Here is a 12032-nt window from a genome sequence, read left to right on the forward strand (position 1 = left end):
GATCCCGATGCGCCAAGCCCGGCCATCGGTTCGTCCATCAAAAATACCTTGGGTTCAAGGGTCAGTGCCACGGCGACCTCAAGCAACCGGCGCTGGCCGTGGGACAGATCAGCGGTGCGCTTGGCGGCCTGTCCATCAAGCCCGACGCGGACAAGGGCAGACATCGCGCGATCCACCAATGCCTTGTTCTTCATCACCGGCCGGAAAAACCGCATCACGCTGCCGTCTTGCCCCAAGGCCCCCAGCACCGCGTTTTGCAGCACGGTATATTCCATCGCCAGCGACGATATCTGAAACGTCCGCCCCAACCCGGCGCGCGCACGCGCCACGGTTCCCAAAGGGGTGACATCACGGCCATCAAATTCCACCGTCCCGCTGTTTGAGCGTAGTCCGCCAGCGATCTGCTTGATCAAGGTGGATTTACCTGCGCCATTGGGGCCGATCAACGCGTGGATTTCGCCCGGCAGTAACGTCAACGAAACGTCATCCGTGGCCTTTAGCGCGCCAAAGCTTTTGTTCAGGTTGGATAATTTCAACAGCGGCTTAGTCATGGGCAACCTCGCGTCCTGCAATGGTCCCGATCAATCCGCCGCGGGCAAACAGCACCACCAACAGCAGCAACAGCCCCAGATAGATGTGCCAAAAGTCGCTTAGCCCACCCAAGACATGTTCTAGTAAGATATAAAGCGCGGCCCCCGCAACCGGACCGAACAGCCGCCCGACCCCGCCAAGGATCACGAAAACCATGATCTCTCCGCTGGTATGCCAGCTGAACATCGTGGGGCTCACAAAGCGGTTCAAGTCCGCAAACAACGCGCCTGCCAGACCCGTAATCGCCCCCGAAATCACAAAGGCCACCAAACGCAGGCGCAACGGGGTGATGCCAACAGTCTCAACCCGCTCAGCGTTTTGGCGCGCAGCCGACAGGGCCAGCCCAAAGGGGGATTTCGCCAGACGGCTGGCGATGAACAGCACGATTGCAAGGACGCCGAAAGCAATCGCAAAGAACTGGATTGGATCAAGCGTGTTGAGGCCGGGGAAATCGTTGCGAATATAGATCGAAAGCCCGTCTTCGCCGCCATACGCGGGCCAGGAAATGGCGAAGTAGTAAAGCATCTGACCAAAGGCCAGCGTAATCATGATGAAATACACGCCCGTGGTGCGCAGCGAAAGCGCGCCAATCGCCAAGGCAGCCAGACCGCCGGTCACAATCGCGACGCCCCAAATCACCAGCATCGATTTAGTGCCTTCGATCAAAAACGGGCTTTCCATGATCGGCGTATAGCTTTGGGCGTGGCTGGCAAGAACGCCCATGGCATAGCCACCCAGCCCGAAAAACGCTGCATGGCCAAAGCTGACCAAGCCGCCAAGCCCCAGTGCAATGTTCAGGCCGACACCCGCCAAGGCAAGGATCGCCGCCTTGGTAACAAGGGTGATGATAAACGGTTCATCCAGCACAAGGGCAGCAAGTGCCGTCACAGGCAACAGCGCGAAAAGTGCAATGTTCAAAAGGGTTTCGCGGGCCATCTCATGTCCCTCCAAACAGGCCGGAGGGTTTGAACAGCAAAACCCCCGCCATCAAGATATAAATCGCCATGGATGCCACCGCAGAGCCGACTGAATTGGCCGAAGACGGGTCCATGAACGTCGCGAAAAGCGGCGGCAGCAACACGCCGCCAAGGGTATCTGTCAAGCCCACAAGGATGGAGCCGACCAACGCGCCTTTGATGGAGCCGATCCCACCGATCACGATCACCACAAAGGCAAGGATCAGCACCGGTTCGCCCATGCCAACCTGCACCGATTGAATGGCACCCACCAGCGCACCCGCCAGCCCGGCCAGCGCGGCACCAAGGGCAAAAACCAAGGTGTACAGCTTTGAGATATCGACCCCGAGAGCGGCGATCATTTCGCGGTCGGCCTCGCCTGCGCGGATCTGGACACCGATGCGGGTCTTGGCAATCAGCAAGAAAAGCCCTGCAGCAACCAGAAGCCCTGCGCCAATGATCACAAGACGATACAGCGGGTAAAAGATGCCGCCGGGCAACAAGATGGGACCGGAAAGTGCGGCGGGAATATCAAGGAACAGCGGGAAAGAGCCAAAGATAAACCGGGTGCCTTCGGAGAAAATCAGGATCAGCGCAAAGGTCGCGAGGACTTGATCTAGGTGATCGCGCTCGTAAAGACGGCGGATCACCAGCAATTCGATCAGCGCACCGGCCGCGGCAGCCGCTGCAAGGGCCGCGATCAGCGCAAGGATAAAAGATCCCGTCCAGCCCGCAACAGCAGCGGCGGCAAAAGCGCCGACCATATACAACGAACCATGGGCAAGATTGATCAAACCCATAACGCCGAAAATCAGCGTCAAACCAGCAGCCATCAAGAACAGCATCACGCCGAACTGCAAACCGTTAAGCACCTGTTCAATCAGCAATATCAAAGACATAAAAGGCGTACCTCAAGCACAATACGGCAAAAAAACGCCGCGCCAACATGTCTGCTGGCGCGGCGCATCCGACTACATTTTGCAGTCGGCACCATAGACGTCCTGATGGGCCGTCGCAGCCACACCAATGATCCTGTTGGTCACGACGTCACCCTCTTTGACGACCTCACGCATGTAGATGTCCTGAATAGGGTGGTGGTTGGGTGCAAAGGAAAATGAACCCCGTACCGAAGCGAAATCAGCCTCTTCAAGCGCCGCCTGAAAGGCTGCGGCATCTTTCACATCGGCCTTGCCCATCGCACTTTGCAGCAGCAGCGCTGTGTCATACCCTTGCGCGGCATAAAGCGATGGCAGGCGGCCATATTCGGCTTGGAAATCAGCCACGAACTTTACGTTGGCTTCATTGTCCAGATCCTTGGACCAATGGGATGTGTTTTTGACCCCCAAGGCAGCGTCGCCAATTGCGCCCAAGATCCCTTGGTCAAAGCTGAACGCCGGACCCATCACATTTTTATCCACGCCGGAGCCGGAAAATTGTTTCATAAATGAAATCCCCATACCACCAGGCAAGAAGAAATATACCGTATCAGCATCGGATGCGCGCATTTGTGCAATTTCTGCGGCATAGTCCGTTTGCCCCAGTTTCGTGTAAACTTCTTCGACAACGTCACCGGTATAGGTCCGTTTAAAGCCCGCGATCATGTCTTGACCTGCAGGATAGTTCGGGGCCATCAGGAAGACCTTTTTGATGTCGTTTTCATTCGCCCATGATCCTGCCGCCTCGTTAAAGGCGTCATTCTGCCAAGACACGTTGAAATACAACGGGCTACAGGCCTTTCCTGCCAGCGCCGACGGACCGGCATTCGGCGACAGATAGAACTTGCCCTGTGCCGTCGCCGCAGGCACCACTGCCATGGCTAGGTTGGACCAGATGATCCCTGTCAGCACATCGACCTTTTCCGATTGGATCAGCTTGTCGGCCAATTGTACCGCGACATCCGGCTTGCGTTGGTCGTCTTCCATCACAAGTTCAAGGTTTTCGTTGCCCTTGGCCGCCAGCATAAACCCGTCGCGCACGTCAATCCCGAGGCCCGCACCGCCACCCGAAAGCGTGGTGATCATGCCGACCTTTACCTTGCCGCCATGGGCATCGGCATAGGCCATCCCCGCGCTCAGCGCCGCGATCGAGGCGGCAGCAATCAGTGATTTCAGTTTCATAAGTCTCTCCCTTGATGTGTTGAGCCTCTTTAAGCGGGCTCGTTTGGTCATCTTACAGTGCCGTTTGTGGGCTGGCCGTCAAGCATTGCGGCCCTAGGTTACCCGCGATTTTACCTTGTATTGATCATCGTCCCACAGATTGTTGTTCATAACATCTGCGATGATCCTGACCGCAGCCGAAACATCGGCGCTGTCGATATACAGCGGCGTAAAGCCAAAGCGCATGATATCGGGCGCACGGAAATCACCGATCACCCCGCGGTCGATCACGGCTTGCATCGCGGCATAACCGTGTTCAAACCGCCAAGACACTTGCGAGCCGCGCGTGGTTGCGTCACGCGGGCTGGCCAACGCCAGGGCGGGCACATCGCGTTCGATTTCTGCAATAAACTGTTCTTGCAGCGCGATGGAAGCCGCACGAAGTTCGTTCATATCGACGTCTGCCCACAGCTCCATCGCGACCTCAAGCGCGGTCAATTGGATCACCGGAGGCGTTCCAACCCGCATCCGTTCGATCCCGCTTCCGGGGGCATAATTCAGATCGAATTCAAACGGTTGACGGTGCCCCAGCCATCCCGCCAACGCAGGTTCAACGCTGTCTGCCAGATCGGGGCGGACATAGATGAACCCCGGCGCGCCGGGACCGCCATTCAGGTATTTATAGGTACAGCCCACAGCGAATTCAGCATTCGATCCGGCCATATCCACCGGCAAAGCGCCCGCCGAATGTGCCAGATCCCAGACCATCACGGCCCCTTTTGCATGCACCAGCTTGGTCATCGCTTTCATGTCGTGCATTCGGCCTGTGCGGTAATCAACCTCGGTCAGCATCACGACGGCGATGTCGTCGCTGATCGCGTCTGCGACCTCTTCAGGGGCCACCGTGCGCAGCTCGTACCCCTGTTCAAGCAGCTTCACCAGCCCCTCAGCCATGTACAAATCCGATGGAAAGTTGCCCGTATCGCTTAGGATCACGCGGCGGTCCTTGCGCAGCTTCAGCCCCGAAGAAAGCGCCTGAAACACCTTGATCGACAGCGTGTCGCCCATCACAACCGACCCATCCGGCGCGCCAATGATCCGCGCGACCATATTGCCCACACGACTGGGTTGCTCCATCCAGTTGGCCTTGTTCCAGCCGCGGATCAGCATTTCGCCCCATTCATCTGCCATCATCGCCTGCACACGCGCAGGCACCGCATGCGGCAACGGCCCCAGCGAATTGCCATCCAAATAGATCACACCCTCGGGCAGGAAAAACGCTTCTTTATTCAGTATATCAGCCACTTACAGGGCTCCTCTTACGTGCCAGAGTTCGGGAAACAATTCGACTTCAAGCATTTTGCGCAGATAAGCGACACCATTGGTACCCCCGGTGCCACGCTTGAACCCGATGATGCGTTCAACGGTCGTGACATGGTTGAACCGCCAACGGCGAAAGTAATCTTCTAGATCGACCAGCTTTTCCGCCAGTTCATAAAGCGCCCAGTATTTCGACGGATTTTCATAGACTTGCTGCCAAAGATCCTGAACCACGGGCTGCGCATCCCAGTTGGCCGTCCCCGGATCGCCGGCGACAGATGGCTGCCCAAGCCCCTTGCACAGATGGTCAATAGCCACTTGATACAGGCTGGGCTGCGCAAGTTCGTCTTGCAGCGCCTTCAGAGCATCCGGTTTATGCTTGTGGACCTGCATCAGCGCGCCGTTGCGGTTGCCCAGCAGATATTCGACCAGACGGTATTGATGGGACTGAAATCCACTGGAATTGCCCAAAGACGGGCGAAATGCAGTGTATTCACTGGGTGTCATGGTCCGCAGCACATCCCATGCGCTGTTGAGTTGTTCAAATATCCGCGCGACCCGAGACAGCATCTTGAAGGCGGACGCTAGATCATCCGACAGCATCACCTTCCGGGCGGCTTGCAACTCGTGAATGGCCAACCGCATCCACAGTTCGGATGTCTGGTGCTGCACGATAAACAGCATCTCGTCATGGGCCTCGCTCAGCGGGTGTTGCGATGACAAGATCGCATCCAGCCCCAGATAGTCGCCATAGGACATGTCCTTGGCAAAATCCATTTTCGCGCCCTTAGAGGCTTCTTCAAAGTCGTTCATGTTTCTTCTCGCAATGCAAACCGCTGGATTTTTCCGGTCGCTGTTTTGGGCAGGGCATCAATGAACCTGATGTCCCGTGGATATTTGAATGGCGCTATTTCGGATTTAACATGATCCTGTAACAGCTTGATCGTGCTGATATCTTTCGGCGCGTCCGCCGTCAGAACGACATGGGCCTGCACGATCGATCCGCGCTGCTCGTCCGGTTTTGCGACCACAGCACATTCCACCACAAAGGAATGCGATAGCAATGCTGCCTCGACCTCTGGGCCCGCGATATTATACCCGGCCGAGATAATCATATCGTCGTTGCGCGCGGCAAAATGCAGGTAGCCGTCAACGTCCATGCTGAAACTGTCACCCGTAATATTCCAACCGTCCTTGACGTAAACGCCTTGCCGGTCATCGGCCAGATACCGGCAACCCGTCGGCCCCCGCACGGCTAGACGCCCGACCTCACCGCGTGGCAGTTCTGCGCCATCCTCACCGATCACCTTTGCCTGATATCCACGGACTGGTTTACCCGTGCAGGCCGCGCGGTGATCGTCAAACCGGTTAGATATAAAGATATGCAGCATCTCTGTCGCGCCGATCCCGTCCAACATCGGCTTGCCGGTTTTCTTTTGCCAGTCCTGGTAAACGGGCGCGGGCAAGGTTTCGCCCGCACTCACCGCTGCCCTAAGACTGGACAGATCCGCACCTTGATCCATTGCGGACAACATCGCACGATACGCTGTGGGGGCCGTGAAACACACGGTTGCTTTGTATTTTTCAATAATCTCAATCATGTTTGGCGGTGACGCGTTTTCCAATAATGTTGCAGCCGCCCCGTACCGCAGCGGGAAAATTGCCAACCCGCCAAGGCCAAAGGTAAACGCCAACGGGGGCGATCCTACGAACACATCTTCGGGCGTGACCTGCAACACCTCGCGGGCATAGCCGTCTGCGATGATCAGTAAGTCACGGTGGAAATGCATGGTCGCCTTAGGGCTGCCTGTCGTGCCCGACGTAAAACCCAGCAGCGCCACATCATCAATCGCTGTGTCAACGGATTGAAACTGAACAGGTTTCTCAAGCGCCAGCCGATCCAATTCAGCGTCATGGTTGCTGGTTCCGTCAAAACCTACGACCGATTTCAAGTACTGCGAACTTTTGGCGCAAGCGGTCATTTCATCCATCAACCGCGTGTCACAAATCGCATGGCTGATCTGGGCCTTATCCACGATCGCCGTTAACTCTTTGGCACGCAGCATGGGCATCGTGTTGACCACCACAGCACCTGCCTTGGTCGCGGCCAACCAGCACGCCACCATCGCTGGGTTGTTCGCCGACCGGATCAATACCCGGTTGCCCGGCTTGACCCCAAGGTTTTCGACCATGGCGCGGGCAAGCTTATTGGTCCAGTCCGTCAGCTCCTTGTAGGTCCGGCGGCGGCCATTGCCAATAAGCGCAGTGTAGTCACCGAACCCTTTTTCCACCATTGAATCAGTAAGTTCCACGCCAATGTTCAGCCGGTCAGGATAGTCAAAACCGTCAAGCAGCAGATCTGGCCAACTGTCAGGTGGCGGCAAGTTATCGCGCGAAAAGCTATCCATATGTCCTGACGGTTGCATGTTCATCCCCCCTTACATCGCGCCCAAAGTCTGGCGTGCAATCACGACCCGCTGCACATCCGACGCACCCTCGTAAATGCGCAAAGCCCGAATTTCGCGGTACAGGCTTTCGACCACCATGCCGTGACGCACCCCATCGCCACCAAACAGTTGCACCGCTTTGTCGATCACCATTTGCGCATGATCCGTGGCGAACAGCTTGGCCATCGCGGCCTCGCGGGTGACCCGTGGTGCGCCCTGATCCTTGAGCCACGCCGCACGGTAAATCAGCAAGGCTGACGCATCCACATCAACCGCCATATCCGCAATATGTCCCTGCACCATCTGCAAATCTGCCAGCGGCTTTCCTTGGACCTCGCGCGTTTTCACGCGCTGCAACGCCTCGTCCAAAGCGCGCCGTGCAAAGCCCAAGGCAGCGGCCGCAACCGTTGACCGGAACACATCCAAAACCGACATGGCGATGGCAAAGCCCTGCCCCGGCGCGCCCAGCATCGCCGACCCAGGTACGCGGCAATCCGTAAAACGCAAGGTCGCCAAAGGGTGTGGCGCAATCACCTGCAAACGCTCGGCAATCTCGAACCCCGGCAGATCAGCTGGCAAAATAAATGCCGACAATCCGCGCGCGCCGGGTGCTTCTCCGGTCCGCGCGAACAAGGTGTAAACGTCGGCGATGCCTCCATTGGAAATCCAGGTCTTCTCGCCGTTCAGAATGTAATCATCCCCATCGCGCACAGCGGTCATGGTGGAATTGGCCACATCAGATCCTGACTGCGGTTCGGTCAAGGCAAAGGCTGATATTGCCGCCCCTGACCGCGTCTTTGGCAGCCACTCAGACTGTTGCTCAGGCGTGCCAAACAGGCTTATCGCACCTGTACCAAGACCTTGCATCGCAAAGGAAAAATCCGCCAGCCCATCATGCCGCGCCAAGGTTTCGCGGATCAAACACAAGCTGCGCACATCCAGCTTATCCTCGCCTTGCGCACCGGAATACTCCAACCAGCCTCCCTGCCCCAACATCGTCACCAAGGACCGGCAGGCTGCGTCGGTATCGCTGTGATCCACGCCAGCCAAAGCCCCCGCAGCCCACGCATCCAGATCATCCGCCAAGGCCCGATGCCGATCCTCGAAAAACGGCCAATCCAGAAAACTACGATCAGACATAGCGCACCATCCCCGTCTTCATTTTGCCAAATAAACTCCCGCCGGAGGCTCCCGAACTCACATCAAACGCCACAGATCAATTCCCCTCGAACACGGGGCGCTGCTTGGCGACAAACGCGTTGTAGGCCCGCTCGAAATCACCAGTTTGCATGCAGATTGCCTGCGCCTGCGCCTCAGCTTCGATCGCCTGTTCAATTGACATCGACCATTCCTGTGCCAGCATCGTCTTGGTCATCATATGGGCAAAGTTCGGCCCCAACTGGATCTGCTGCGCCAGCGCCAAGGCGTCAGCCTCCAGCGCGTCGCCTGCCACAAGACGGTTGAAAAAGCCCCAGCGTTCGCCCTCATCCGCAGACATTGACCGCCCCGTATACAGCAGCTCTGCCGCGCGGGTCTGGCCGATAATGCGGGGCAAGATGGCACAAGCTCCCATGTCACAGCCCGCAAGCCCGACACGGGTGAACAGGAACGCCGTCTTTGCCTCTGGCGTGGCCAGCCGCAGGTCTGACGCCATGGCGATGATCGCCCCGGCACCAACACAAATACCATCAACCGCCGCGATCACCGGCTTGCCGCAGTTCACAATGGCTTTGACCAGATCGCCGGTCATGCGGGTAAACCGCAGCATGTCTTTCATGTTCATGCGCGTGAGCGGCCCAATGATGTCATGCACATCCCCCCCCGAGCTGAAGTTGCCGCCGTTCGACCCGAAAATGACGACGTCCACATCATCGGCGTAGACCAGATCACGGAACCAGTCGCGCAGTTCGGCATAGCTGTCAAAGGTCAGGGGATTCTTGCGGTCCGGCCGGTCAAGGCGCACGGTGGCGATGCCGTCTTTGATCTCGCACAGAAAGTGTTTCACGTCGCTACGCATGGCTTGGGTCATCAATTCGTTCCTTATTTTCAGCAGCTTGCGCCACTACTATCAATTGTGCGGCCATCGCGCGGGCATCCGCCGCGCTGATCCCGCTGAGCATCTCGTTAATCCATCCTTCATGCGCGGTGGCTTGGCGTGCGAATTCAAGATTGCCCGCAGCTGTCAGCCGCAGGGTCATCGCGCGGCGGTCCCCCGGCACGGGGACGCGTTCAACCAAGCCTTCGTCAGCCAAACGATCCGCGATGCCGGTGACATTGCCGTTGGACACCCGCAGCACGCCGGACAGTTGGCTCATCTTCAGCCCCTCGGGGTGGCGCGACAGGGCGGCCATCACGTCAAATCGTGGCAGGGTCGTCTTGAAATCGACCCGCAGTTTGTCGCGCAGGTGCCCGTCCACATGCCGCGTCAGCCGCAGCAATCGCAACCATAGGCGCAGCCGGTCTTTCGACGGTGTGCTCATATCTCTCCGCCAGACACCGATAACGCGTGGCCATTGACCATCGACGCGCCGGACGAGGCAAGGAAAGCCACCGCCGTCACGACTTCGTCGGTGGTGATCATCCGCCGCATCGGGTTGCCGCCGACGACCATCTTTTCCGCCTTTTCACGGGGGATATCAAAGCGATCCATCACGTTGGTCACCGCAGCTTGCCCCATATCGGTATCCACGAAACCCGGGCAAACCGCGTTGCAGGTGATGCCGTCGCGCGCGACTTCCTTGGCAAGCGCGCGCACCAGCCCCAGCACGCCATGCTTTGCCGCCACATAGGCCGAGATGTTCGGCCCGCCCTGCAAGCTGGCGGTCGAGGCGATGGCAATCAGCCGCCCGCCCGCCTGCATCTGGCCAAGTGCGGCGCGGAAGGTCAGGAAGGTGCCGGTCAGGTTCACATCAATTGTCGATTGCCAGTCAGCCAGCGTCATATCGCGCAGTTTGGACGGTGTGCCCGCCCCTGCGTTCGCAATCACAATATCAAAGGGCGCATCGAACAGCGCCTGAACCGATGCCTCATCGGTCACGTCTAAGGTTCGGCAGGTCATGCCGCTGCCCCCATCCGTTTCTTGCAATGCGTCCATCCGGCGGCCCGCAATGGTAACATCAGCACCGTCTTTGGCGAAATGCCGTGCGATTGCGCGCCCGATGCCTGAACCACCCCCTGTGACAAGTACCCTAACCATTAAACGCGCCCTTCTATTTCTGCGGCGCGGTCGGCATTGCGCCACGCCTGATCTCGTCCAGCCTCATACGGCTTTGGCCAGACGGCCTGCCGGTCGCCAATTGCAGCACCCTGATGCAGCGTCCAGTAAGGATCGGCCAGATGCGCCCGTGCAAGGCAGACCAGATCGGCGCGCCCGGCCATCAGGATCGAATTCACGTGATCCGCTTCGAATATATTGCCCACCGCCATCGTCTTGATCCCGCCATCGTTGCGGATGCGGTCTGAAAACGGCGTTTGGAACATACGGCCATAGACGGGCTTAGCTTGGGTCGAAGTCTGTCCGGCAGACACGTCGATAATATCCGCCCCTGCCGCGTCAAACATCGCCGCGATTTCAACGGCTTCTTCCGGGGTGACACCATCATCACCGGCCCAATCATTGGCTGAAATACGGACCGCCATTGGTTTACCCGAGGGCCAGACCGCACGCATCGCGGAAAACACCTCAAGCGGATAGCGCATCCGGTTTTCCAGAGTGCCGCCATAATCATCGTCGCGCATGTTCGATAACGGAGAGATAAAGGACGAGATCAAATACCCATGCGCTGCGTGCAGTTCGATCATGTCGAACCCCGCACGATCGGCCATCTCGGCTGCGGCTACAAACTGGGCCGTCACCGCATCCATATCTTCGCGCGTCATCGCCTTTGGCACCGCGTTGTCATCAGACCAAGGGATCGCCGAGGCCGACAGCAACGGCCAGTTGCCCGAGGGCAAAGGCGCATCCATCGTTTCCCAACCGACTTGCGTCGACCCTTTGCGCCCTGCGTGGCCAATCTGGCAACAGATTTTCGCTTCGGTTTCCGCATGCACAAAATCGGTTAGTCGGTGCCAAGCGGCCTCGTGTTCGGGCGCATAAAGCCCCGGACAGCCCGGCGTGATCCGGCCATCGGCCGACACGCAGGTCATTTCGGTATAGACCAGCCCTGCCCCGCCTTTGGCCCGTTCGCCATAGTGGATCAAATGCCAATCGGTCGGGGTGCCTTCAACGGCTTTGTATTGCGCCATAGGCGACACCACGATGCGGTTTTCCAGCGCCATATCGCGCAGTTGGAACGGTGCGAACATCGGCGCGCGGGCGGGCAGATTGGTGCCGGCACCTGCTTGCTCCATAAACCAAGCCTCTGCCCCACCCAGCCATCCGGGATCGCGGGCGCGCAGGTTTTCATGACTGATGCGCTGGCTGCGGGTCAGCATCGAATAGTTCAACTGCACCGGATCAAGGTCAAGGTAGCGTTCCACGTCCTCGAACCACTCGACCGAATTGCGGGCCGCCGATTGCAGGCGCAAAACCTCGAGCCTGCGCGCGGCCTCGTATTTCTCGAATGCTGAGGCCAAATCCGCGTCATCAGACACATGCTTTGCCAATGAGATTGCGGATTCCA

At 58.2% G+C, this 12032-nt stretch carries 11 protein-coding genes and 1 pseudogene; all 12 read right to left on the reverse strand.

Annotated elements, in window-relative coordinates:
- Window positions 1–551 (reverse strand): ABC transporter ATP-binding protein (locus tag ABYT07_RS14560; protein ID WP_372992766.1); only part of this gene is annotated, 551 nt, incomplete at its 3' end.
- Entirely contained in the window at window positions 544–1527 is a 984-nt protein-coding gene (locus ABYT07_RS14565; RefSeq protein WP_372992767.1) for a branched-chain amino acid ABC transporter permease, read from the reverse strand. The genes ABYT07_RS14560 and ABYT07_RS14565, both read right to left, overlap by 8 nt.
- Before the next feature lies 1 nt (window position 1528).
- Window positions 1529–2446, reverse strand: coding sequence for a branched-chain amino acid ABC transporter permease (locus ABYT07_RS14570; RefSeq protein ID WP_372992768.1), 918 nt, complete (start codon window positions 2444–2446; stop codon window positions 1529–1531).
- Window positions 2447–2518: 72 nt separating this feature from the next.
- Window positions 2519–3664 (reverse strand): ABC transporter substrate-binding protein, encoded by a 1146-nt coding sequence (locus ABYT07_RS14575; protein ID WP_372992769.1) that lies wholly within the window; start codon window positions 3662–3664, stop codon window positions 2519–2521.
- A 93-nt stretch (window positions 3665–3757) separates the two neighbouring features.
- Window positions 3758–4948 carry a kynureninase gene (gene kynU / locus ABYT07_RS14580; RefSeq protein WP_372992770.1) on the reverse strand — a complete coding sequence of 397 codons (1191 nt, stop codon included), beginning with the start codon at window positions 4946–4948 and terminating at the stop codon, window positions 3758–3760.
- On the reverse strand, window positions 4949–5776 hold the full coding sequence (locus ABYT07_RS14585; RefSeq protein WP_372992771.1) for a tryptophan 2,3-dioxygenase: 828 nt from the start codon (window positions 5774–5776) through the stop codon (window positions 4949–4951).
- Window positions 5773–7395 carry an AMP-binding protein gene (locus ABYT07_RS14590; protein ID WP_372992772.1) on the reverse strand — a complete coding sequence of 541 codons (1623 nt, stop codon included), beginning with the start codon at window positions 7393–7395 and terminating at the stop codon, window positions 5773–5775. Before ABYT07_RS14590 ends, ABYT07_RS14585 begins: the two co-directional genes overlap by 4 nt.
- Window positions 7396–7401: 6 nt before the next feature.
- Window positions 7402–8550: an acyl-CoA dehydrogenase family protein gene (locus ABYT07_RS14595; protein WP_372992773.1), complete on the reverse strand. Its 1149-nt coding sequence runs from the start codon at window positions 8548–8550 to the stop codon at window positions 7402–7404.
- A 76-nt stretch (window positions 8551–8626) separates the two neighbouring features.
- Window positions 8627–9427 (reverse strand): enoyl-CoA hydratase family protein, encoded by an 801-nt coding sequence (locus ABYT07_RS14600; protein ID WP_372992776.1) that lies wholly within the window; start codon window positions 9425–9427, stop codon window positions 8627–8629.
- On the reverse strand, window positions 9420–9890 hold the full coding sequence (locus tag ABYT07_RS14605; RefSeq protein WP_372992774.1) for a MarR family winged helix-turn-helix transcriptional regulator: 471 nt from the start codon (window positions 9888–9890) through the stop codon (window positions 9420–9422). The genes ABYT07_RS14600 and ABYT07_RS14605 overlap by 8 nt, the downstream gene beginning before the upstream one ends.
- Window positions 9887–10606, reverse strand: a complete 720-nt coding sequence (locus ABYT07_RS14610; RefSeq protein WP_372992775.1) for an SDR family NAD(P)-dependent oxidoreductase — start codon at window positions 10604–10606, stop codon at window positions 9887–9889. Before ABYT07_RS14610 ends, ABYT07_RS14605 begins: the two co-directional genes overlap by 4 nt.
- A pseudogene (locus ABYT07_RS14615) lies at window positions 10606–12032 on the reverse strand (bifunctional salicylyl-CoA 5-hydroxylase/oxidoreductase); the annotation flags it as partial. The gene ABYT07_RS14610 and the pseudogene ABYT07_RS14615, both read right to left, overlap by 1 nt.

The organism is Sulfitobacter sp. (genome assembly GCF_041552635.1).
GTDB lineage: Bacteria > Pseudomonadota > Alphaproteobacteria > Rhodobacterales > Rhodobacteraceae > Sulfitobacter.

Excerpts from the sequence above, each read along its gene's own strand:
- ABYT07_RS14595 (WP_372992773.1), bottom strand. The coding sequence starts at position 8,550 with ATGTCTGATCGTAGTTTTCTGGATTGGCCGTTTTTCGAGGATCGGCAT.
- ABYT07_RS14565 (WP_372992767.1), bottom strand. The coding sequence starts at position 1,527 with ATGGCCCGCGAAACCCTTTTGAACATTGCACTTTTCGCGCTGTTGCCT.
- ABYT07_RS14610 (WP_372992775.1), bottom strand. The coding sequence starts at position 10,606 with ATGGTTAGGGTACTTGTCACAGGGGGTGGTTCAGGCATCGGGCGCGCA.
- ABYT07_RS14585 (WP_372992771.1), bottom strand. The coding sequence starts at position 5,776 with ATGAACGACTTTGAAGAAGCCTCTAAGGGCGCGAAAATGGATTTTGCC.
- ABYT07_RS14575 (WP_372992769.1), bottom strand. The coding sequence starts at position 3,664 with ATGAAACTGAAATCACTGATTGCTGCCGCCTCGATCGCGGCGCTGAGC.
- ABYT07_RS14600 (WP_372992776.1), bottom strand. The coding sequence starts at position 9,427 with ATGCGTAGCGACGTGAAACACTTTCTGTGCGAGATCAAAGACGGCATC.
- ABYT07_RS14570 (WP_372992768.1), bottom strand. The coding sequence starts at position 2,446 with ATGTCTTTGATATTGCTGATTGAACAGGTGCTTAACGGTTTGCAGTTC.
- ABYT07_RS14605 (WP_372992774.1), bottom strand. The coding sequence starts at position 9,890 with ATGAGCACACCGTCGAAAGACCGGCTGCGCCTATGGTTGCGATTGCTG.
- ABYT07_RS14590 (WP_372992772.1), bottom strand. The coding sequence starts at position 7,395 with ATGAACATGCAACCGTCAGGACATATGGATAGCTTTTCGCGCGATAAC.